The organism is Pseudoalteromonas sp. McH1-42 (assembly GCF_022347845.1).
Classification (GTDB): Bacteria; Pseudomonadota; Gammaproteobacteria; order Enterobacterales; family Alteromonadaceae; genus Pseudoalteromonas; species Pseudoalteromonas rubra_D.
Genome location: NZ_JAKRFU010000001.1, coordinates 332,436 through 357,408, shown reverse-complemented (window position 1 = coordinate 357,408; position 24,973 = coordinate 332,436). Strand labels below are relative to the sequence as shown.

General features: G+C 48.7%; 12 protein-coding genes. 9 read left to right on the top strand and 3 right to left on the bottom strand.

The genetic code is table 11. The features are described from left to right. Window positions 1-93 precede the first annotated feature (93 nt). From MHN31_RS01250 to wrbA, 7 genes are all read left to right on the top strand, one after another. Window positions 94-777: a response regulator transcription factor gene (locus tag MHN31_RS01250; RefSeq protein ID WP_125557316.1), complete on the top strand. Its 684-nt coding sequence runs from the start codon at window positions 94-96 to the stop codon at window positions 775-777. Continuing rightward, window positions 774-2,117 carry a sensor histidine kinase gene (locus MHN31_RS01245; protein ID WP_125557314.1) on the top strand — a complete coding sequence of 448 codons (1,344 nt, stop codon included), beginning with the start codon at window positions 774-776 and terminating at the stop codon, window positions 2,115-2,117. The genes MHN31_RS01250 and MHN31_RS01245 overlap by 4 nt, the downstream gene beginning before the upstream one ends. A gap of 87 nt (window positions 2,118-2,204) precedes the next feature. After that, window positions 2,205-4,349, top strand: a complete 2,145-nt coding sequence (locus tag MHN31_RS01240) for a TonB-dependent receptor (protein ID WP_239443228.1) — start codon at window positions 2,205-2,207, stop codon at window positions 4,347-4,349. An 81-nt stretch (window positions 4,350-4,430) separates the two neighbouring features. Beyond that, window positions 4,431-4,727, top strand: a complete 297-nt coding sequence (locus MHN31_RS01235) for a hypothetical protein (protein WP_239443227.1) — start codon at window positions 4,431-4,433, stop codon at window positions 4,725-4,727. Next, window positions 4,724-6,292 carry a PepSY-associated TM helix domain-containing protein gene (locus MHN31_RS01230; RefSeq protein ID WP_239443226.1) on the top strand — a complete coding sequence of 523 codons (1,569 nt, stop codon included), beginning with the start codon at window positions 4,724-4,726 and terminating at the stop codon, window positions 6,290-6,292. Before MHN31_RS01235 ends, MHN31_RS01230 begins: the two co-directional genes overlap by 4 nt. Continuing rightward, the gene (locus MHN31_RS01225) at window positions 6,286-6,582 is read left to right on the top strand and encodes a DUF3325 domain-containing protein (protein ID WP_239443225.1); all 297 of its coding nucleotides are present in this window, start codon (window positions 6,286-6,288) and stop codon (window positions 6,580-6,582) included. The genes MHN31_RS01230 and MHN31_RS01225 overlap by 7 nt, the downstream gene beginning before the upstream one ends. 204 nt (window positions 6,583-6,786) lie before the next feature. After that, a complete protein-coding gene (wrbA, locus tag MHN31_RS01220) occupies window positions 6,787-7,383 on the top strand; it encodes an NAD(P)H:quinone oxidoreductase (RefSeq protein ID WP_010380774.1) in 597 nt (198 codons plus the stop codon). A gap of 213 nt (window positions 7,384-7,596) precedes the next feature. On the opposite strand, the gene MHN31_RS01215 is transcribed toward wrbA, so the two are convergent. Both MHN31_RS01215 and MHN31_RS01210 read right to left on the bottom strand, forming a co-directional pair. Beyond that, window positions 7,597-8,862 carry an AraC family transcriptional regulator gene (locus tag MHN31_RS01215; protein WP_239443224.1) on the bottom strand — a complete coding sequence of 422 codons (1,266 nt, stop codon included), beginning with the start codon at window positions 8,860-8,862 and terminating at the stop codon, window positions 7,597-7,599. A gap of 108 nt (window positions 8,863-8,970) precedes the next feature. Further along, window positions 8,971-10,122: an ATP-binding protein gene (locus MHN31_RS01210; RefSeq protein WP_239443223.1), complete on the bottom strand. Its 1,152-nt coding sequence runs from the start codon at window positions 10,120-10,122 to the stop codon at window positions 8,971-8,973. Window positions 10,123-10,736: 614 nt separating this feature from the next. Between MHN31_RS01210 and MHN31_RS01205 the strand changes: the two genes are divergently transcribed. Beyond that, window positions 10,737-12,905 carry a fasciclin domain-containing protein gene (locus MHN31_RS01205; protein ID WP_239443222.1) on the top strand — a complete coding sequence of 723 codons (2,169 nt, stop codon included), beginning with the start codon at window positions 10,737-10,739 and terminating at the stop codon, window positions 12,903-12,905. A 70-nt stretch (window positions 12,906-12,975) separates the two neighbouring features. Here the strand turns inward: MHN31_RS01205 and adhP are convergent, their stop codons facing one another. Beyond that, window positions 12,976-13,992 carry an alcohol dehydrogenase AdhP gene (adhP, locus tag MHN31_RS01200; RefSeq protein WP_239443221.1) on the bottom strand — a complete coding sequence of 339 codons (1,017 nt, stop codon included), beginning with the start codon at window positions 13,990-13,992 and terminating at the stop codon, window positions 12,976-12,978. Between the two features lie 964 nt (window positions 13,993-14,956). Between adhP and MHN31_RS01195 the strand changes: the two genes are divergently transcribed. Then, a complete protein-coding gene (locus tag MHN31_RS01195; RefSeq protein WP_239443220.1) occupies window positions 14,957-24,973 on the top strand; it encodes a non-ribosomal peptide synthetase/type I polyketide synthase in 10,017 nt (3,338 codons plus the stop codon).

The window sequence follows — 24,973 nt, the reverse complement described above, 5'->3', positions numbered from 1 at the left end:
CTATTCCTCATGTGTGTACAATTTACATTTACAGTGTCAGTCCTTATTATGCCTATCTGCAACTGATTATCATTTTTATTATCGGGGCCGTGTGTGGTACAAAAAATACTCTTAATCGAAGACGACAATACGCTAAGCGTTTATCTGGCTGATTTATTGCGTAAAGCGGGCTATCACATAGATCAATGCTTTGACGGGGAACGGGGACTTGAAGTGGCAAGGACTCAGCAGCACCATTTGATCTTGCTGGATAAAATGTTACCTAAACTTGATGGGGTTACTTTGCTGCAAAAACTGCGCGAATCGAGCCAGCAGCCAGTGATCATGGTCTCCGCCAAAGGCGCAGAAGAAGAAAGGATTGTGGGCCTCAGTCATGGTGCGGATGACTACGTAGCAAAGCCGTTTAACGCGACAGAGTTATTACTGAGAATTGAGCGCCTGTTGAAGCGTAGTCATGGTAATACTGCACCCATCACTCAATCTGAAATTACTGTGGACGGTCTCAGGCTCGCACTGCAAACGCAGTCTATAACACTGCATGGTGAACCGCTGGATTTTACGCCGATCCAGTTCAAACTGCTGTGGGCACTCATGTCACAGCAAAATACTATAGTCCCTAAGGCTGACCTTTATTTGTCGGTATTGAACAAAAAGCTTGGCGCATATGATCGCAGCCTGGATATGCATTTAAGCCGGGTACGCAGAAAGCTCAATGATGCCAACTGGTATGGTGAGCGGCTGCAAACGGTGCATGGTCAAGGATACTGTTTTAAATGAAGCGCACATTTCTCTGGAAGTTGTGCATAATTGTGGCAACGGGCCTAGTGGCATTTTTCTACCTGTTACATGCACTGACATTAAAAACAGAAGAAAGCATGAGCATGATTGCAAAAGCGGATCGTGCAGAGCTGACGCAGTGGCGCATCAAGTCCGAACAACTCTATATGGCTAATAATATCCAGGCACTGAATGCCTGGTTAGCGCAACTGATGACGGAAGAATCGACCTGGGCATCGGTCGCCAGTTTCAGGGCGATCCATCTTGCCGGCGAACCGATAGATAAAGACATTGTCGGCACTTACCATTTTGGGCGAAGTATAGAGTGGAAGATTCATCTCTATTTTTCCGCAAATCCGGTGATGGAATTACCCTTTGAGCACAGCAATGCCAGCTTGTTGATAAAGCTACCTAGCAGGATGCGCCCCGGTACTTACTGGGCAACCACCAAGTTTTTGCTTCAGGTCCTGATCCCGATGGGGGTGCTAGCTGTGCTGTCAGTACTACTTTATCAGCACATTATTACTCCGCTGCGCAAGCTGGACAGTGCCACATCGGCGTTTAGCCGGGGTAACTTTAAGGTCAGGCTGGGCAGATATTTAGGAAAACGTAACGATGAGTTTGCTCATCTGGCTGCCACCTTTGACCAGATGGCGGCCAAAATTGGCGAGTTGATCGCCAGCCAGCGTCAGCTCATTGCTGATCTGTCTCATGAGTTACGCACACCGCTCACGCGTCTCGACATTGCGGTCGAGAGCTTTGATGTGGATGATGCTCAGATACATCTTGCACGGATCGCGCGCGAGTCTGCTCAGATCAGAAAGCTCGTTGAAGATTCATTGACACTGGCCTGGTTGGAAAATGAAAAACCAGTGCTAAAAAGAGAAAATGTCGACTTAGTGGACTTGCTCGATGTGCTGGTGGAGGATGCCAGGTTCGAGTTTCCCGACAGGCGTATTATTTTCGACCCTCCCGCTAACGCTATTGTTCAAAACAGCTGCCACCGTGCTTTGTGTCCTGCCGTAGAAAACGTTATTCGCAATGCGCTGCGTTACACGCCGGTGGGCAAGCATGTGCAGATCACACTGACACAGCAATCTGAGCTGTATTGCATTCAAATTCAGGATCAGGGGCCAGGGATCCCGGAGGTGTTTCTTGAAAAAGTCTTTGAACCATTTTTTCGCGTTGATAATGCCCGTCTTGCAGAAAATGACAGTTTTGGTCTGGGTCTGGCGCTGGCAAAGCGCCATCTGGCGAGTGTGGGGGCCAGTATCTCGGCACATAACCCCAGCACTGGTGGTCTTTTGGTTACGATAATGATTCCCATTTGCCAAATGTAACAGTTGTAAAAGTGATTGCCTGAAAAGTCTAAATGACAATAATTCCGATTTAGACTTTTAACTTGTTGTTTGACTGAGATGTAAATCATGCCATTTGCCCCACATAAAAATCATTTGTTTAAGAAAAGTTTATTAGCCTGTTCGGTTGCTCTGAGCGGTTTTGGAACCAGCGTTTATGCTGCGCAGACTAGCGCTGACACTGACGAGCAAAAAATAGAGCGGATCGCTGTCGTTGGTGCCACAACCAATTCAGAGATCACGCCAGAGGTGTTAGAAAATTATCAGGCGAACGACCTGGAAGACGTTTTTCGCCATACTCCGTCGGTTACGGTCGGCGGATCCTTGGGGATTGCACAAAAGATTTTTGTCCGGGGCCTGGAAGATTCCATGGTGAATGTCACGGTGGATGGTGCGCCGCAAACCAGTACCTTGTTCCACCATATTGGCCGGGTTGCAATAGAGCCTGAGTTGCTGCGTAGCGTTGAAGTGCAAGCGGGGGCTGGTGAGGCAACGGCAGGTTCAGGCGCCGTAGGCGGTGCTATTCGTTTTAAAACCAAAAGTGCCGATGATTTACTCAAAGCCAGCGAACGATTTGGCGGTACAGTTAAAGCGAGTTATTTTACCAATGATGGGCACAAAGAAAGCGTATCTTTATACGGTAAAGTCACCGATTCGATAGGTGTGCTGGCCTCGTATGTCACTGTTAGCCGGGAGAACATGGAAGATGGTGATGGTCAGGAAATTCCTGGGACTGCTGCTGATCAGACCCTAGGGTTTGTGAAAGTTAATACGCAACTGACTGACAATCAGGAGTTGGTTGTTAGTTTTGAGCGTCGCAAAGAAGAAGGTAAATTTGGTAAGCAAACCAACTGGGCACCGCTACAAACCGATCCACTGTTCTCATCCTGGGGGGAGCGCGAAACTTTGGTTCTAAACCATACCTGGTATCACAGCGCTTTGGTTAATTTAGAAACCACGGTTTATCAGACCGAGTCATCATTTAAACGTGAGTTATATACCTGGGATGCGTCGATTGAAACGACCGGCTTTGATATTCGCAATACCAGTGATATAGGTACGCACACTGTGACATATGGTATCGAGCGCAAAAATGACAAAGTAGACTCTGAGTCTTATGGCGATTTTGGCGGCATTTATGACGAAGATGGCACAGTGACTGGGCTCTATGTGCAGGATCACTGGCAAATGCGCGACGATTTACTGCTGAGTTTTGGCTTGCGTCATGACAGTTATGAACTCGATCACAGCGGTATTGATGCAAACTGGGTGAAAGTGGATGGTGTCTGGGTTATCGAAAAAGATGCCAATGGCAATCCAGTGACAACCAGCAACGCATTTTCAACGGAAAAACAGGATGGGATCAGTAAAAACGTCGGCCTTGTGTACGAGCTTGCTGACAATCTCAAGCTGTCGTTGGGCTACGCCGAAGCGCTGCGTGGCAGGCAGGTGGCTGATGCCTTCACTGTCGGTGAGTTAACACCCAATGAAAACCTGAACCCTGAAGAGGTTGAAAATACTGAACTGGGTCTGCAATACAACGATGGCACCTGGATGCTGGAAGCGTCACTGTATGTCAGTACCATAGATGATGTGGTATTTGACAAGTTTAAAGGCAAAGAAGGCGTTTTCTATGAAAACATCGGTGAGTTAGAAAGCAAAGGATTTGAGCTGGTTGCAGGATATCAGGCGGATAATTTTGATGTGATTATCAGCTACAACAACAATGATGTTGAACTGAATAATGCCGTATTTAACTTGCCAGATCCGGCAGTCCCGGATTCGACTAAACCCGTTACAATCAATGGTATCGATATGGCCGCCTATGAATATGGCGGGCTGGGGAATGCAGTTGGCGATTCGGTCAATGTTAATTTTAACTACCGCCTGAATGAACAGATCAAACTGGGCTGGAATTATAACCATGTCGCCAGCCTCAATGATATCGAGGTTTTCCATCGCTCTATGGAGCTGGGCTGGGTCACTGAACTGGAAACCATCAGCAAGCCAAGTTATCAATTGTTTGATGCTTACATCAGCTATGCGCCGTTTGAGGCAATAAAAGTGGACTTATCTGTTCAGAACCTGCTCGATGAATCATATCGTAGTCATGGCAGTGTCGCCGACTATGGTCATATCCCTGGCTATGAAAATGTGGTTGGTATCAAAGAAGCCGGTCGTGACATTCGTTTAACGCTGACCTATCAGTTCTAACCTCTAATAATCTCAGCCATAGTGCTCGTTTAGACTGTGGCTGATATGGCGTCTGTTTCTTCATATTATGGTTTTAATATCATGAGCTTATCAGCAAAGCCTAGTCAAGCCTTTGCGCTTGGCTGGCGGCTATTACTTGCCCTGGTTGGCGGATTTGCGATTGCTAACCTCGCCGCCATAGCCATTTCTCAATTACCCGGGGATAACAAAGTGGATGGCATCGTTGCCGGTATGATGTGGAGTTTTGTTGTTTATACATTGGTTGTGATCAGTGTATTTACAGTCAGAACTGCATGGCGTGCAACTTTGCTGATATCGACCCTAATAGCCTTGCTGTATGGCCTAATCCACTTACTTTCTGTATCGGAGGCCCTATGAAAGCAAGGTTTCGACAGTCCATGGGCTGGCTGCACACCTGGAGCGGCGTGGTGTTTGCCTGGTTATTATATTTTATCTTTGTGACTGGCAGCGTTGGTTACTTTGAAAACGAGATTGACCGCTGGATGAAGCCTGAAATTGTCACAAGCAATGATATTTCGGACAAACAAGCCATTGATTTGGCGATGGCACAGCTTGGCGAACACGCTGATGATGCATCTCAGTGGTATGTGAGCTTGCCTACCTCGCGTGATCCTTACATCGAAATTTCCTGGTTACAGCCCGGCGACCCAGAGAAACAGGTCCGTCGTCAGTGGTATGAGAAGCCGCTTGAGCCAAATACGGGAGACATTACGTCTATCCGCGATACCAGTGGCGGAGAAACCCTGTACCGGCTGCACTATAACTTGCATTACGTGCCGCCGCTGGTGGGTTATATCCTGACCAGTCTGGCAGGCATGTTCATGTTAATTGGCTTGGTGACCGGGGTGATCATTCACAGGAAGATTTTTGCAGAGTTTTTTACTTTTCGAAGCGCTAAAGGCCTGCGTTCCTGGCTAGATATTCATAATGTTTTCAGTGTATTGCCATTGCCGTTTCATTTAATGATTACCTACAGCGGCGTTATATTGCTCATGGGGGTGACCATGTCTAAGGTCATTGATAGTCAGTATGGTGAAGGCAGGCAGATGCATCGTCAGTTTTATGATGCTTCTCAGCTGGAGGATTACACCACTCTGGCCACTGAGATTTTGCCCGCGCAGCTAAATGTAGATACGGCACTGTCTGATGCAAAACAGCGAGTGACCGATCAGGCGGTCAACTTTGTCGGTGTCATTGACAGGGGCACTGACACTGAACACATAGAGATCTGGTTTGAAACCAGTGAAGGGGTTGAGTTTGCCTCATTGCTCAAGTACCACGCCCGTACAGAGCGGGTTGAGGTTGAGATAGCAACTGGCAAAGTAGGGCGGGCTGCTGCAGTGTATGATCTACTTGAGCATCTTCACGAAGGCCTGTTTGCCGATATTTATCTGCGCTGGGTGTATTTCCTCTGCGGGTTGTTTGGTGCTGCGATGATTGCCTCTGGGATGATCATCTGGCTTAAAAAGCAAGTGATGAAAGAGGCTACACCTTCATTACTCATTACTTTAATTGTCAGGCTAAACAGAGGCGCTTTGCTGGGTCTGCCAATTGCGATTGGCTGTTATTTTTTAAGCAATCGACTGCTTGCGCCTGATATGCCAGACCGGGCTGCCTGGGAGATGCATGTGTTGTTTGCAGCATGGGTGCTGTGCTGTCTGTATTGTTTAATCAATCGGAGCCGGGAACAGTGGTCAACTTTGCTTTGGAGCGCAGCACTGGTTTATTTTGCTATTCCTCTGGTCAATATGCTCACCACACACCACAGTGTCATAACCAGTCTGTTGAACGCTGACTGGTTGATGCTCGGTTTTGATCTCAGTATGTGGTTGTTTGCGGGCTGCTTTGGGTTGGCGGCGACGGTCGTTTCTCGAAAACATAGAGGCTCCACTGTGGCTAAAAAGGAGCCGTTAGTATGCTGATCACTTCGATACTGATGATATTGTTGCTCGGTTTTGCGCTGCTCTGCGTGGCAATGCAGCGTAACTTTAGTCGGGTTGCCGCTCCATCTGTACACCTGTCTAAGCAGCGGTTGTGGTTATTGCGTATCAGTGGCACGGGTTTGAACCTGATCGCTTTGGTTGTCTGTATTTTTTTCTGGGGCGTGTCACGGGGGCTTGTATACTGGTTTGGGAGTGCAACTATGGTCGTGTTTACGCTGGTTGTTATTTTGACATATCGTCCCAGACTACTTAGGTGGCTTTGTAGATAAGTGGCGGGATGCGACTGCAACATTCTTTTTATTAGAACAAACCTATCACTTTTTACGTAATTACGTTCTTAATCAGCTATGTAATCATATCATTGGTCTACAGGCATGCATGCCTATACTTAACGAAAGAAGTAATCAAACATGTTTAGTTGGTTAAAACAATGGTTGTTGGAGAGCCCTTCAACAGCACATGGAGAAATGAAGATGACAAAAGTACTGGTTTTATATTATTCAAGCTATGGCCACATCGAAACCATGGCAAATGCCGTTGCAGAGGGGGCAGGTTCAGTTGATGGTGTTGAGGTAACCGTTAAACGTGTTGCTGAGTTAATGCCGGAAGAGGTTGCAAAAAATGCTGGGGTTAAGTTGGATCAGGTGGCTGAGATTGCCACACCGGCAGAGCTCGAAGGTTATGATGCCATTATTTTTGGCACCCCCACGCGATTTGGCAATATGGCGTCGCAAATGAGAAACTTTTTAGACCAAACTGGTGGTTTGTGGGCTGCAGGCAAGCTGATTGGAAAAGTGGGCAGTGTATTTACTTCGACGGGTACAGGTGGCGGTAACGAAACTACCATACAGTCATTCCATACGACCTTGTTCCATCACGGTATGGTGGTGGTTGGGTTACCTTATGCAGCTGCTGAGTTAACGGATATCTCAGAAGTCAGAGGCGGCTCACCATTGGGGGCTGCATGTATTGCGGGGGCTGATGGCAGTCGTCAACCTTCAGATAAAGAAATCGCCCTGGCTAAGTTCCAGGGGCAGCATGTAGCGGGTATTGCTGCCAAATTAGCCTAATGGCACAAAATACGGCGCAGCTTAAAACCGCTGCGCATTTCCCCTATAAGCCACTTGTTGTCTGTTTCGTTAAGGATTACAAGTGTTGTAATGTTATTACCGGCTAATAAGTTAGCTGAGCTGCACTTGACGTAGTTTTTGGATTTTTTCTTTGTCTGAAGGAGCGCCATGCAAGCTAGCATTAAGTGATAGAGTATTATTTTACGTATTGCCTCAGGAAATTGTCGTTGTCTGACGACCACGGCTGACTCTGCTAGTGTGTTTGGCATGCTGGTCGCGATAAACTCCCGGGCTGACACCCACAACAGATTTGAATTTTCTGACAAAAAAACTCAGATCGGAAAAACCAACATCATCGCATACTTTAGTGACCCGGCACAGAGGGTCTTCTCGTAACAGTGTCATGGCTGTTTTAATTCTGAGCCTTAACAAAGTTTGTTTGAATGACAGGCCTACATAACGCTTGAATAAAAATGACAAGTGAGAGGGGCTGACACACGCATGACTGGCAACCTCACTCAGATTGACTGGCCTTTTGAAATTTTCTTCCACATATTGCAGTGCTCTGACAAGGGCGGGGTGAGATTTATCGGCTATTTTTTGCAGGTTTACAGGGACAGGATGCTGTACTGTAGCTGCATTATTGGGGTGATATGCATGTGGCTCTCTACAAGCCGTAAGAGACTGAAGTAAAGTGAGGAACTCATTATTTTTTGAGCGTGTCGATGTGGAGAGTGTCCCTGAATACTGAGTAGGTACATCATCTATGATCGGCAACGTTTTAATCAGTGTTTGTTTGGTGTTCTCCTGTTGGGGAGACAATATAGAAAGTGTATCCAGGCAGTGTTTTAGTTGTCTTATATTGCCTGGCCAACTGTAGTGTTTCAGCCATTCCATTGCCTGATCGTCTATTTGCAGCTTGGCGATGTGCTGGCAGGTTGCTTTGTAATGGGCTATCAGAGCCGGTATGTCTTCGCGCCGTTGCGCCAGTGTCGGGATATTCAGTTCAAGGCTATGATAATGTAACCAGTATAAAAATGAGTTTTGCGGTGTGTGCTTTAAAGCTTGTTGATGTTTTTGAATTGTAGTGGAAGTTATCAGTCTTGGTGCCTGGACATTGGTATTCAGATTAAGCCAGTAGTCTTTGATGGCGTCTATTTGCCCGGTATCTAACGCATCTATGTTCTTTAGATATAGCGTGCCTGAAAGAGATTGGGCAATAAGAGAGTCGAGTTTTTTAATCGCGCAATTATCAGCCCACTGGTTCACACAAGAAACGATAAGTGGCTGTGAGTTAACCTTATCTAAATAATGTAAGTGGCTGACAGCTAAATGTTTGCCACTGCCTGGCTGGCCAATGATGTGGACAGGTAAGTTACTTTCAGCGAGCAGGCTAATCTGCTGCTTTAATTTAAAAAGTACATCACTACTGCCAATCCAGGGTTGTGTAATAAAAAAGCGCTTTGAAACTGTGGACATGATATTTCCTTGTTTTCAGGTTCTGCATAAACAAGCCATCCAGCGAAGGCTGGATGGCTTGTCGTGTCGTCAAGGAAAATGTAGTTTTTTATGTGAACCGATTTTGGGTCAGTTACTGGTCACTTTATTGGGACGTCTATCGGGTTGAGGATGCCTGGGGTAGGTGTACCAACTGAAATCAGTACTCTTCGTCTGGCTTTTGAGTGCTTCCTGAATAAGTGGGTGTATAAAATAAAAGTGCTCATCACTTTGTTTGATTAGTCCGCTACAGAGCATTTTGTGCAATACACAGAGCGGTGCACGGATCTGCTCATTGTCGTTGAACTGTTGCAACTGGTGCGTGGTGAAGCTCTGTCCCAGGCTAGCTGCAAATTTGAGTGTTCTGGCTACTTCGCAAGGCATTGCGTTTAAACAGGTGCGGGCAAACTGTTGTAATGCATTTGGGAGTGCGTTGAGCGGATCTGAGTCTGACAACAGCTGCTTCAGAAAATAGGGGTTACCTTGCGCACGTTTTATCGCGTCGGCAGTTTGCTCTCTGTGTTTTTGGGGCTCCCTGCCCTGACAGCGTAATATGTGGGTTGCTAATTGAGCCATGGCATCTGGGTCTAATGGTCTAAGAATGATTATGTGAGCATGATCCAGCCACTTTGGCGGATAAATAAAAGCATGTTTTTGCTGGGATGCAATAATGAAAGTGACTGCATGTGGTGTGTTACACGACGTAAACAGGCGAATGAACTCAAGTGCGTTGGTCGATAAATTATGTGCGTCGTCAATTATAATCGCAACAACACCTTTGTGGTTGGCATAGGTAATCAGGCTTTGAGCAATTTGTTTATCTAACCACTTAAGTCGGGACTCAGAGAGCATGGAGAGTGTATCCGTTTCGCCTTGATTCAAATTGCTGTCTAACCGCTGACGCAGGCGTAATGCACAAAGCACATTGCTGGCTATCAGGTCTATTTTCAGACGAATGTCACGACTCGATGCCAATTCAGTGACAGACATGAGTGCTTTAATAAAACAAGGAATCGAGAAAGTGGGTGCGCTACTATCGTTAGGAGCTGTACAGGAAAAAGCAAGGCACCGTTTACCTGCTGAGGCCAATTGTGATGCGAAAGTGGCCAGCAATCTGGATTTTCCGGCGCCTGTCATCCCTTGTAAATAGACGATTTTAAATGCCGAGTTGTCGAGTGCATAGTTAAGTATGCAATGAAGGTGGTTTAGCTCCCATTCTCTTCCGTAGCAGGGGTTAGGCATATCTTTTATCAAATGACGATAGAGCCAGGGAGGTGCATCATTATCACCGATAAGTGTATCGATACTTACCTGAAAGTAATTGGCGAGGTTCTGTATGGTACGACATAGTACTTGCTTTCCTGCTTCCGCGCGCTTTATTGTGGAAACTGAAACGTTATTGCACTCTTGAGCGAGTTTCTCCCGGCTAAGTGCTTTTTTTTCTCAGCAAACGCAGAGTTGTTTTGTTTACTGCAATTCTTCCGTGGCTGGAAGTGTTCATAGTTATCTCCTTTGGCTTGTGCATCATTACTAATGACAGTATTGCTATTAATATATTTACTACTGATGTCCTTAAGTTTATTTTTATGTTAATTGCTACGCTATTACACCTTAATTACAGTGCTCGTTAGTTGCAACAACTGGCACTGTATTGGGCCTGTCATTCTATTAATGTTGGTTTATTTTTACCCTGACGCCGCAATTTAAATGAACGGCATTTGCGTGTTTTATCGGCCGGTTGCACAACCTTTGTTCGAAACTTAAAACGACATGTTTAAAGTTTTTTAAATTTTCTTGATCTTTGTTTCACAAGGGTGCGTATTGCTCGAATGTTGACCACCTTGATGGAGAAGAACGTGAAAGCACTGATAAAAATAATGTTTATAAGTACCCTGGCCTTGCTCGCGGCTTGTTCCGACGATGATAACGAAGTTGTCGTCACACCACCAGAAGAGAACTCTGTTTATGATGCTGCAAAGGCTGCTGGCAGCTTTAACACACTGGTAGCGGCTATTGACGCTGCAGGCCTGACGGCTACGTTAGACAACACCGCAAATACTTTTACTGTATTCGCTCCTACTGATGCCGCGTTTGCTGTATTAGGAGAAGAGGCCATCAACGGTCTGCTCGCAGACCCTGATACCCTGAGCAAAATACTCACCTATCATGTCCTTGCGTCAGAAGTGAAAGCTGAAACTGCGCTTACTTTAGCCGGGCAGACTACTGAAACTGTTAATGGTGCAAAGCTTGCCTTGTCGTTGTCGGGCGACAATCTGCTCATTAACACGGCGACAGTAACACAAACCGACATAATGACTGATAATGGCGTGATTCACGTTATTGATGCTGTTTTAATGCCGCCGAGTGATGCGACATCAACAGCAAATATTGCACAGGTGGCGACACAAGCAGGCAACTTTACGACTCTGCTAAAAGCGGTCGAAACGGCGGGCTTGACCAGTGCACTCACTGGCAGCGATGACTTGACTGTTTTTGCTCCAACAGATGCCGCTTTTGCAGCACTGGGTACAGCAACCATTAACACCTTACTGGCAAACCCTGACGTGCTGGGTAGCATTCTTAAGCAGCACATTGTGGCGGGCAAAGTGGATTCAGTGACGGCTATGTCACTGAACGGTAAAAATGCCACTACGCTTGAGCAAAACCAGCAGAGCGTCGCGATCGACGCAGCAACAGACATGTTGAAATTTGCAGGTGTAACTGTAACTCAAACTGATATTCCGGCTTCAAACGGCATCATTCATGTACTGGACGCCGTGGTGGTGGGTAATATCAGCGTACCTGAATCTTTGGGGCTCATTCCTGAGGTCGCAGCAGGCGCTGGTTCATTTAATACTTTGTTAAGCCTGGTTACTGCGACGGGTTTGGATACAACATTGGGTGACCCGACTACTAAGTTTACCGTTTTTGCGCCTACTGATGCTGCTTTCGCGGCTTTGGGTCAGGAAACGCTTGATGCGCTAGCCGCAGACACCGACAAGCTAAAAGACATTCTTCTTTATCATGTTGTGGCAGGGCAGAGTGTGATGTCAGATGCGGCAGCTGGTATTGCCTCATCTGCAGATAATATGGTGGCTATGGCAAATGCTGACAAAAGCGCTTTGAGTATAGTCGATAGCATGCTGTTTATTGATGATGCCGTTATTCGCACTGCTAATGTAAAAGCAGATAATGGCGTGATCCATGTGCTCGACAAAGTGATCATGCCACCTATGGATAAAATGGCTAGCGAAAAAACCATCGTGGATGTCGCGGTTGAAACGGATGACCTGTCAACTTTAGTCACGGCACTTCAGACGGCAAATCTGGTTGAAGCGCTATCCGATACCACTAAGCAGTTCACCGTTTTTGCGCCGACTAATCGCGCATTCCAGAAAATCCCGGCGGCAGATCTGACTGCCTTGTTGGCCAACCAGGCAGGTTTAACACAAGTGCTGACTCAGCATGTATTACCGCTGGAAGCATCGTCTTCACTGGCTTATAGCCTGAACGGTAAGCAGGTTGAAACACTGGCTACCAATATGTTGGACTTGAAAGTGGTTGATTTCGTGTCGACGGCGAACACTGAAAACGACATGGTAGCTTATGATGCAACCAACCAAAGGCTGGTATCTGGCAATGGTGCAGCCATGGCAGGTAAAACGCTGTATGTATTCGACGATGACCTGACTTTTGCTAACAGCCAATGTGTTGATGCGTGTGCGACTAACTGGCCACCTGTGACTGCGACACAGGAACAGGTTGCAAATATTCCGGGCTTGTCACTTATCGCCAGACAGGATGGAAGCATGCAAGCTGCCTATCTTGGCCGCCCATTGTATATGTTCGCACAAGACGTCAACCCTGGTGATGCAACAGGTCAGGGTGTTGGTGGCAAATGGTGGCAAGTGAGCTTGCCGACGTCTGGTCTGCAGGTAGAAGGTAGTAATATCACCCAGGTTGATATTTACACTGCAAATGGTGTGGTGCACCTGATTGATACTGTGATCACAGCAGTCGATTGATTCCCTTCCTCACCTTTCCTATGAGGCTTTGGCGCAACATCCTTAATGTTGCGCCTTTTTTATGTAGTGATTACTCATCAAGCGTCAGAACAATTCTGCCAGTGATGTCATTATTAAGCATGTTATCAAAGACTTCATTGATGGCTTCGAGTGGTTTGGTCTCAACAATGGCTTTTACTTTACCTTCTGCTGCAAATTGCAGGCATTCAACCAGATCCTGACGGGTACCGACGATACTGCCAACGACACTGACGCCCTTGAGCACTGTATCAAAAATGGGAATTGGCATTTCCTCCGGTGGCAGGCCAACCAGCATACAGACTCCACCACGTTTAACGCTATGAAAAGAAGCCGTAAAAGCTGATTTAGAAACTGCGGTACATACTACCGCCTGAACGCCGCCAAGTTGTTCTTGTATCGTGGTGGCAGGATCTTGCTGAGTATAATCCACGACCATATCAGCCCCCAGAGAGTGAGCCAGAGCAAGCTTATCGTCACCACTGTCTACAGCCACGACATTGAGGCCCATGGCTTTGGCATATTGAATTGCCAGATGACCTAAACCGCCGGCACCAACAATCGACACCCAGTCGCCCGGTTTTGCTCCTGAAACTTTCAGTGCTTTGTAGGTCGTTACGCCCGCGCAGAACAAGGGAGCAGCTTCGACGAAGGGCACATTTTCGGGGATTTTAACCACATAATTGGCGTCAGCTTTAGTAAATTGTGCGTAACCGCCATCGACCGAATAGCCACTGTTTTGCTGCTGTGGACAGAGATTTTCTTCTCCTTTTAAGCAGTGTTCGCAATGGCCACAGGCACTGTGTAGCCAGGGCACACCAACTCTGTCTCCAAGCGATAAATGGGTCACATCGTCGGCCTTTGCTACGACAGTGCCCACGCCTTCATGACCTGGGATTAGGGGGAGTTTAGGTTTTACGGGCCAGTCCCCGTGGCAGGCATGCAGATCTGTATGGCATACACCACATGCAGCAATTTCAACCAATACTGAACCTGGGGTCAATGACGGCTTGGGTACTGTTTGAATTTCTAAAGGTTGTTTAAATGCATGAACGAGCGCGGCTTTCATAAGAGTCTCTCCTGAAGGTGTTAGCCACGAGTATAGAGATTTAAAACTGACATATTTTGATCCGGCGCAAACTCGCCAGTGACTGTGTATTCATTTTAGGTTCGTCATTGCGCTGCTAACTTTTGGTCAGACTGTAACGATTGTCATACACCCGGCTCAAGATACCTATGCGTTTTTAAAAAGAGCAACTAAACTTCATGCAAAATAGCAGCTTGTATTAACTTCCTTTGGCTGGACGCGTCGCGTCATAGAAGTAAGGTTGGTTTATCTTTGGGTACGTAAGCAACTGTAATTTACCAATGCAACCAGCTGCGTTAAATTTGGCACATAGCCTGCTTTGTCATTCATCGCTGATTATGTGGCGTTTATCGCAGGTGATATAAGGGGGTGGCGCTTCCCCCGACTTAACTCTTGAGTTAATTGTGGTTGCATATTTGTTAAATTTGTATTCTGTTTTGCTTTATTTTTTAGTGCTTTGTGATAGCATCAGTATGAAAACCATCAAACAGGAAGCGTTATAGCTGTTTTTAAAATGGCTACAAGAAGATAAAAACAACGTTAGGGAATGGTATTTTTAGTTCAGTTGTCGTCCCGTCAGATTAACACTAACAAACAATTTGAGCCTGTACGAATACAATGTGTCATGATTAATTTTATTTTTAATCATGCGCTTATGTTCTTCAGGTGTTAAAGGTGTAGTTGATTAGCGTGGCTTGCGGTTTTAAGCGGTTAGTTAACCTTTAAACCACAATGACAGGATAATACGACTTTGCAGTTATCAATAGCCGCAGAGGTCGCATATTGTCATTGTGTTTATGTAATTAATTGGTTTTTTCCAATTTTACGGATCGGACAACTGTGCTTAATACCAGCAGAGGCGCTAGCTAATGTCGCCAGATCTGGGTCGTTGAGTCAGGTGTTCTGATCAAAGGAACTTACTCAATAAACCTTGTATGGGTATGGCATGAATAACGACTTAGTGGCTACATTAGTGACATTGGCCCGGACACGTGGCGATGACATTGCATATCAGTATTTCTTCGAAGATAACCAACCGGCAGTTTCCCTGAGCTATGCTGAGCTCGACTTAAAATCTAGAAAAATCGCAGCACGTTTGCTCACTTATTTTGACAGAGGTGACAGAGCTTTGCTCTTGTACAACTCAGGGTTTGAGTTTGTCGAAGCCTTTTTTGCCTGCCTATACGCTGGCATAGTGGCAGTGCCTGTATACCCGCCAAAAAAGAATCAAAATACCGATAGACTGAGGAGCATCATAGAAGACGCTGGTGCAACCGGTGCGCTGACCAGCAGCAAGATTTACGAAATCGCTCAGCCACTGTTTGAAGCTGAAACCAGCCTCAGTAATGTGTCTATCATCGCCACCGACAGTGAAGGTGTTGAGCAGGTTGAGCCTATGGCCTGGCAGGACATTCGCATAGCACCACAAGATCTGGCCTTTTTGCAATATACCTCAGGTTCGACGGGTAGCCCCAAAGGGGTGATGGTGAGCCACGCGAACATCATGGACAACGAAGAAATGATGAAACAGGCTTTCGGTCACAGTGCACAAACACCTATCGTCAGCTGGCTGCCGCATTTCCATGATATGGGGCTCATTTTTGGCATCTTGCATCCTATATACATTGGTGCCCCTGCGGCCCTGATGAACCCGACATCGTTTTTGCAAAAACCCCTGCGGTGGCTGAAGTTATTGAGCGAGACCAAAGCCGTGACTTCCAGTGCCCCTAATTTTGCCTATGATCTGTGTGTCGACACAATTAAAGAAGAAGAGCTGGCAAACTTAGACCTATCGCATTGGCAAAGTGCACTGAATGGCGCTGAGCCAGTTCGAGCCAGCACTCTTGAGCGTTTTTATCAGAAGTTTAAGCACTGCGGTTTTCGTCGCGAAGCCACTGCGCCTTGTTATGGCATGGCTGAAACCACCCTGTTTGCCACGGGCGGACGTTTAATGAAAACGCCGTCGGTGCTGCAGCTGGATAGTAAAGAGATGCATCAGGGAAAAGCTTCGTTACTATCAGAACCTGCGGCGCACACAGAGTTGTTTTACGATTTGAATGTTACGGATAACACGCCAACAGACAATCAGCCCTATTATGCGGTGTCTTGCGGCAGTACCTGGCATGGTCATACCCTGGCGATTGTGAACCCAGAGACTAAACAGCGTTGTGCGGATGGGCATACTGGTGAGATTTGGGTAAAAGGTGCCAGCGTTGCTCAGGGTTACTGGCGCAAGGCTGAGCAGACGAAGGAAATTTTTCAGGCCCATATTGCCGATGATAATGACGGCCCTTATTTGCGCACTGGCGACCTGGGGTTTGTGCATCAAAACGAGCTGTATGTCACGGGGCGTGCCAAAGACGTGATGATTTTCCGCGGTAAAAACTATTACCCTCAGGATATTGAGCTCACTGTGGTGGAGGCGCATGCTGCCATGGACAATAATGGCGGCGCGGCGTTTTCCTATTTGTCTGAACAAGGCGAAGAGCGCCTGGTTATCGTGCAGCAGGTCAAGCGTACGGCCGTGCGCAAACTGAATGAACAAGAGATTTTTGCGGCTATTACGTCAGCGATTACCGAACAACATGGCATTACACCACATGAGGTTGTGTTGATTAAGCCCGGGCGGATACTGAAAACCTCCAGCGGCAAAATTCAGCGTCAGGAAAACAAACGCCATTATCTGGCAGATACGTTTGACGTGTTAGCCCGTTCACGAGCCCAGCAGAGCGCGTCAGACAAAGCGTCACACTCGGCAAAAAACACGCACTATTCGGACATTGAAGCGACGTTACGCACAGTCTTACAGGAAGTGGTGGGACTCGAAGTTGACCGCCAGCCGAAAAGCCTGGATGTTGACGCCACCTTTTTATCTCTGGGTGTCGACTCGATGAAAGCCGTACGGATCTCGGGCGAGTTGATGGAGCTGCATGATATCGAACTCGAAGCCACGGTGCTTTACGAGTATCCATCGATTGCCCAGCTTGCTAATCATCTGAGTCAGTTTGACTCGGTACGCGAACGATTGAGTGCGCAAGTGCCTGAACACTCAGCGCAGCAAGCGACAAATTCGACGGCCACGCAATACCAGCGTGAAGTGCGCGTACTGACGGACAATATGGATGTGGCCGTCATCGGCATGGCATGCCGTTACCCGCAAGCCGCAGATCTCAGTGGATACTGGCAATTGCTTGTGGATAAACGCGATGCTATCGGTGTGCCAAACGCAGTGCGGCAGGCGCTGTGTCCTGAACTCGGCCAGACACGTCTGGGAGGGTATCTGGATAATATTGAGCAGTTTGATGCTGGGTTATTCGGTATTTCACCGGCAGAAGCCAGATACATCGACCCACAGCATCGTTTGCTGCTTGAAACCAGCTTCCATGCCATTCAGTCAGCTGGCATGATGCCCGCTGAATTGGCCGGTCAGCCCGTCGGCGTATATGTGGGTATTTCCCAGAGTGATTACTTCAATATGTCGAACAAGGCACAGCAGGGTAATGCGTACCTTGGTACCGGCACCGCACTGAGCATTGCGGCCAATCGTCTGTCCTATACCTATAATTTTACGGGCCCGAGTCTGTCGGTGGATACGGCTTGTTCTTCCTCTTTGGTTGCTTTGCACCATGCGCTGACCGGGATCCGTGCGGGTGATATGCCAATGGCACTGGTGAGTGGTGTGAACCTGATCCTCAGTAATGAGGTCACCGACGCCTGTGAGAATGCGCAAATGCTGGCGCAGGATGGTCGCTGCAAGACATTCTCACGCGCTGCCGATGGCTATGTGCGCAGTGAGGGCGTGGGTTGTGTGTTATTAAAGCCCCTGACTCAGGCAATGGCAGACAGAGACCCGATCTACGGAGTACTGAAAGGCAGTGCAGTGAATCAGGACGGGCGCAGCAATGGGATTACGGCACCGAATGGTGCATCGCAACAAAGGGTGATCAAGTCGGCTTTACACAATGCGGCTTTAGCAGCTGCGGATGTGCAATATATTGAAACCCATGGCACGGGCACTGAACTGGGTGATCCAATCGAAGTATCGGCACTGGCTAAAGTGTATGGCGAAGGACGCGCGCCCAACCAGCCTTTACTGCTGGGCTCTGCAAAAGCCAACATTGGTCACCTGGAGTCCGGTGCGGGCCTTGCCGGGCTGATTAAAACGCTGTTGTGCCTGGATAAAGGGCAAGTACCCGCGCAGTTACATACCGCGCAGCTCAACACCCATATTCCCTGGCAAAAGCTGCCGGTGCGGGTTGCGACACAAGCCCAGAGCTGGCCCGCTCAGACGGGACAGGACAGGCTGGCTGCAGTTAGTTCGTTTGGGTTTGGTGGCACCAATGCCCATGTGATCTGTGCCCAGGCACCTGCTTATGCGACTCAGGATAACAAAGCCTCATCGCAAAACTCGGGGTATGTGCTGCCATTGTCGGCAAAATCTGCCAAATCAATGACTGAGCTTGTTAGTCGTTATGCCGATACACTGAGCACGGCAACGCCACAAGCGTTCGATGCCCTGATCAGTCAGACCGCGAGCATGCCGCATTTCAAGGAAGCTCGTTGTGCTTTTGTTGGTGAAACCCGAGAGGCGCTGGTTGCGGCGCTAAAAGATCATGCTCAGTTAACTGGTTCTGCAGATGACGCGCAGACGTCAACGCGGGAGCTGGTGTTCCTGTTCACCGGGCAAGGGGCACAATATCCGGATATGGGTAAAGCTTTGTATGAGTCGCAGCCGGTGTTTCGTGATGCCATCAATGAATGTGACCGTTTGCTTGGCGAAAAATTGGGACCAAGACTGACTACTGTTTTGTACAGCGATCCGAGCGAGCAGTATCTGGCGCAGACTCAATGGACTCAGGTGTGTTTATTTGCCATCGAATATGCACAAGCTCAGTTGTGGCTCAGCCGAGGTCTCAGGCCGGAGCGTCTGGTGAGCCACAGTGTTGGAGAATATGCTGCGGCCTGTATAGCAGGCGTGTTTTCGCTTGCCGACGCAATCAAGCTGATTGCAGAGCGTGGCAGGCTAATGAACGCACTGGCGGATAATGGTCGTATGGTGACTGCGCGCTGTGAGCGTGCTCAGGCTGATGCGTTGGTGACCGATATAGCCGGTCAGCTCTCTGTATCGGCTTACCATGGTGAGTCGGGGGTGGTGTTTTCTGGTCACAATAGTGCCATGGATATTTTGTGCCAGGCGCTCGATGATGCAGGTATACGCCACAAAGCTATCAATACAGCGCGGGCATTCCATTCTCCGCTGATGCAACCTATGCTTAGTGAATTCGCTGAGGTGGCCGCGCAAGTTACCTACCATCAGCCAACAATCCCTTTTATTTCGTCTGTCACGGGTCAGCAAGAAGCGCTGCGGCTGTGCGATCCTGGTTATTGGGTTGAGCAGATCTGTGCGCCGGTACAGTTTGAATCCTGCATCGCTCAGCTGTCTCAGTCAGACGCTTATTGTGCCCTTGAGCTGGGGCCTAAACCGGTGTTATGTGGCCTGTTGCAGGAAAATCGCCCTGCTGAACGATGTGAGTTTTTACATGTATTGCATGCCAAAGGCGCTGATTTACCACGCTTGTTATCAGTGCAAGGGCGTTTGTTTGAGTTGGGCATAACGCTTGACTGGAAGCAGCTATACGCGGATGACACTCAGCCCAATGTTCCATTGCCTTTGTATCCGTTTGATCACAGCCCTTACTGGATAGCGGAATTACCGACTGCATTAAGCGCGCAGCCCGATACTGAGAGAGCGCAGTTGCAGGCGGCTCAAGCAAGTACCACCCGGGAAGAGGCGATCCGTCATTTTGTACTCAGTACTTTGTCGCGCTTGCTATCTATGCCAGTCAGTGACATTCAGACTCATGTGCCGCTATTGGAAATGGGTGTGGATTCGTTGATGATTATGAATGCTGTGCGCACTTACGAGCGGGAATTTGGATTGGAGTTTAGTGTACGCCAGTTCTATGAAACGCTTAGTACGGTTGATTTACTGGTGGCATACATCATTGAACACAGTGATTATCAATGTCAGGAAGCAAAGTCAACGCCACCATCAGGACAAGGCAGCAGCGACACCGTACTTGCATTACCGGCTGAGCCAACGTCAGTGTCCGCGCCGAATGACCTGGTTGCAACTATTTGTCGCGAACAATTGCAGGCCGCCGCGTCAGTCACCAATACCAGTGCAGCAACCAGTGTTGAAGCCATCGCCGCTCGTCAATTAGCCATGCTACAAGGTATGAGTGGCCAGGTTGGCACACAGCCAGTTAGTACGGCACTTGCAGCGACAGCTGCTCCGCAGGCTGTAACCACACAGACTTTAGCTGAGCAGTCTGTGACGCAGCAAAGTGAAGCCGCCCAGGTTTTACCCGGGTTCGCTCAAAAGCAAATAACCACGGCTGCCAGCAGCCAATCTGTACAAAAGCATCTGGCTTCACTAATTGAACGTTATTGTGCCAAAACACCTTTGTCGAAAGCCATGGTGTCTGAGCATCGCCCACATTTGGCGGACTGTCGCGCGTCGGCAGGATTCCGTATGTCCAGCAAAGAACTTCTGTATCCGGTCTTTGGACAACGCTGTGAAGGCAGTCGGATCTGGGATATTGATGGCAATGAATATATTGATATTACCATGGACTTTGGCGTCAACCTGTTTGGCCACAAGCCCGACTTTGTCACCGAGGCGCTGAATCAGCAGATAGAGAATGGTCTGCAACTGGGGCTGGCAAGTGCACAAGCCTGTGATGTGGCTGAACTTATCAGTGAGTTAACCGCACTGGAGCGCGTTACCTTTTGCAACTCCGGCACTGAGGCGGTGATGACTGCGGTGCGTCTGGCACGCAACAAAACCCGGCGTAACAAAATCGTGCAGTTTGAAGGGGCTTATCATGGCCACTATGACGGCACGCTGGCGCAAAATGCCCCGGGCGGGGAGTCGGTTGAACCTATGTGCAGCGGCGTCAGAGCGGGCGCGATTAGTGATAATCTGGTGCTTGAATACGGTGCAGAGTCCGCGCTGGATGCCATCCGAGCGCAGGGTAGCGATATTGCAGCTGTGCTGGTTGAGCCGGTGCAAAGTCGTCATCCGGGGCACCAGCCTTGGGCATTTTTGCACTCACTCAGAGCACTGACTGCCGAGCTGGGGATCGCGCTTATCTTTGATGAGATGATCACTGGGTTCAGAGCGCATCCCGGTGGTGTGCAGGCGATGCTGGGGATCCAGGCGGATATGGCCACCTATGGCAAGATCGTCGGTGGCGGTTTGCCTGTGGGGGTTGTTGCAGGCAGCCACGAATATATGGATGGCATTGATGGGGGCGTCTGGCAGTATGGTGATACTTCTTATCCGCAAGCGGATACCACCTTTTTTGCCGGCACTTTCTGTAAACACCCATTGGTGATGGCCAGCGCTAAAGCCGTACTAAGTGAAATTAAAGCGCAAGGCGCGCAGCTACAAGAAGCGATTACCAATAAAACTCAATATCTTGCACAAACACTGAATACGTTTTTTGCGCAGCAGCAAATTCCAATGCAGATAGAGCATTTTGCCTCTTTGTTCCGTTTCCGCTTTAGTCAGAATCTGGACGTGTTCTTTTATGAAATGCTCAATCGTGGCGTGTTTATCTGGGAAGGGCGTAATTGTTTTCTGTCGGCCGCACATACAGAAGCAGATGTTAAGGCCATTATTCAGACCGTCAAAGACAGTGTACTGGCGCTAAAAGCGGCCGGTTATTTTGGCGAACCGGACCCGACAGATGCACAGCCTGAGCGTTTCCCGTTAACGGGGGCGCAGCAGCAACTACTGGCGCTGGCGCTCAAATCTGAGCAGGGCGCTCAAGCGTATCACTTACAGGCGGTAATACGTCTCAGCGGACCTTTGGACAAAACCCGTCTCACTCAGGCGATAGCTCAGCTGCTTACTGATTATCCATTGTTGAGTTACACCGTGGATCCGCTCACTTTGTCGCATGTGCAGCTTACACGACAGGCTCTGGCTTTAACTGAGCATGAGTGCAGTGATAAATCGCAATCACTTCAGACCTGGCTTACGGAATTGCGTTATCGGCCCTTTGAGTTTGGTGTCCAGCCTCTGTGCCGCTTTGATTTATTGCCATGCGGTACTCATGAGTATGTACTTAGCATTAGCGCGCACCACGTGTTGTACGATGGGCTCAGCCTGCAACAGTTGATGAGTCGCATTGCGGACAATTACAGCCAAGCGGATAGTCAAGCAACGCCACCTGCTACGGTGCACTTTAGTGCCTATGTTGAGGGCGTGAAACATTATCTGAATAGTGAAGTATATCAGCAGGATAAAGCGTATTGGCTCGGTAAACTGACCCCGTGCGAAGCGCTGACTCTGCCAATGCGTTCCGGGGCAGGCAGTCAGGAAAGCTTTGCCGTTGAAAAGCGGGTGTTTACACTGGATGCGTTACCTCAAATTAAGGTGCTGAGTCAGTCTCAGGGATGTGGTCAGTTTGCCACCTTGCTGGCTGTCTATGCCTTATGGTTACACAAGCTGACGGGACAAAAACACATCGCAGTTGGCATTCCGGTCTCTGATCGGGGCTTACTCAGCGGCAACTACGACCCGGATGATCTGGATGAGCACTTACCTGGTTATTGCACCAATATCTTACCCATCGTCGCTGAATTCACTGGCCCACTGACTGTGGGTGAGTTAATTAAGCAGGTGCAATCCAGCCTGCTTGAGGCCTTTGAGCATCAGCACTTGCCATACAGCGAACTAACGCATGAGCCAGTATGTCTGCCACAGACACTCTTTAACCTGGATAAAGTGCAACACTTGCCTGAATTTTCTGGACTGAAGGTGTCGACTTGCACAACGGATACCCGCTTTGGTCAGTATGAATTAAGCTGCAACCTGTTGTGTGTGGACGGTCAGTGGACGCTGGAGTTGGAGTATCTGAGCGCACGCTACGACAGCGCTATGATGAACAGTTATGCGCAGTCGCTGATCACTCTGTTTGCGAGTCTTGAAACTGAGCAGACGTGCAGCCGTGCAAGTTTGCTGGACAGCGAGACTCGGGCACAGTTGCTGGCGCCGGTTTCTGACAGCCCAGCCTTGCCGTTGTTGCTGGATGCATTAACAGAGCAAGTGGCGCACTCGGCGCAAGAGACTGCTTTGATTTGCTCAGGACAGTCGCTCAACTATGAACAATTGCAAGCGCGCGCCAATCAGCTTGCAAATTACCTGATGGCGCAGGGCGTGGGCCGTGACTCTCTGGTAGCGATTGCATTGCCACGACGGACTGAGCTATTGGTTGCTTTACTGGCCGTGTTGAAAACCGGTGCCGCGTTTTTACCACTTGATTTGAGCTTTCCGCAGGCCAGGTTGCAGGACATGCTAAACGATAGCCAGGCTGCTTTCTTGTTGTGTGATGAGCTGAGTGAAGCGGCGGTTGCCATTGCTAATACCCATATTGAGGTTGTTGACCTGGATGCCCGGCAAACTGAGATTGCTTCATGTCCGAGCACATTTGAAGTCCAGGCAATTTCTCCCGAGCAACGTGCTTATGTGATTTACACATCAGGCTCCACTGGTAAGCCCAAAGGTGTGGAGATCAGTCATGGGGCGCTGGCAAATCTGTTACACACTATGGTGAAAGAACCCGGTTTGTGCCGCACAGATTGCCTGTTAAGTGTGACCACTATTGCCTTCGATATCGCATTGTTGGAGTTGTTCGGACCCCTGATGGTTGGCGCAACGGTACTGCTGGCTTGCGACCAGGCCTGTAGTGACCCAAATGCGCTGCTTGAGCTCATTGGTCAACATCCGGTGACTGTCATGCAGGCTACGCCAACCTTATGGCAATTACTGCTCTCGGCCCGTCCTGAATGTGTTACCGGATTAACCGTTTGGAGCGGCGGAGAGCCCCTGACCGAGATACTTGCTGCGCAACTGCTTTCACAGGCAAAAGCACTGTGGAATATGTACGGACCCACCGAAACCACCATTTGGTCTGCAACCACTCAGATCCTTGACCCTGAACACATCACCATCGGCAAGCCTGTCGCTAATACGCGCCTGATTGTACTAAGTGAAGATGCGACATCCAGTGCTGATATGCAGCCTGATGGCGTATGGGGAGAGCTGTGGATAGGTGGCGCTGGCCTGGCCAATGGCTATTTGGCGCGCCCTGAGCTGACAGACGCCCGTTTTGTGAACTATGAGTTTGATGGTGAACACAGTGAACGACTTTATCGGACCGGCGACAGAGCCCGCAGACTGGCTGATGGCCGATTTGAACTAGACGGTCGCCTCGATCATCAAGTCAAATTACACGGTCACCGGATTGAATTAGGCGAGATAGAGGCTCAGTTGCGTAAGGTTCTGAGTGATGTGGATGTGCGCGTATTTATTAAAACCACAGCGCAAGATCAGAGGGCGTTGTGTGCCTATGCCATTGAACAGGGCGAGCTGGCACAGCACTGGAATATCAGTGCGCTACGCAGCGCGTTGGCTAATCACTTACCAGCTTATATGTTGCCGGAGTATTTGTGCTGGCTCTCGCAGTGGCCAACCACGGCCAATGGCAAGCTGGATCGTAACGCGCTGACGGTACCCGACACCAACTATGCGACACAAACCACCTTATGCGCGCCGAACAACCCGGTAGAAACTCAAATCCTGGCCTTCTATCTCGAGTTGCTAAACACCGAGCAGCTAGGTACCCGACACAACTTCTTTGAATGTGGTGGCAATTCGGTGCTGGCCATGCAGCTGATCTCCCGGTTAAACCAGCACTTTGCTATCAGAGCGACAGTGGGAGACATCTTTGATAACCCCAGTGTCATGCAATTGGCAGTGCGTGTTGATGAGTTGGTGAGTGCAGGGCCAGTGACAGACTCACAAGGCGTTGAACGCCTCAGTAATATTGTCAGTGGTCGCGATATCAGTGTGGCATTAGATGATCAATCCATGACGGAGATGGACTTGTAA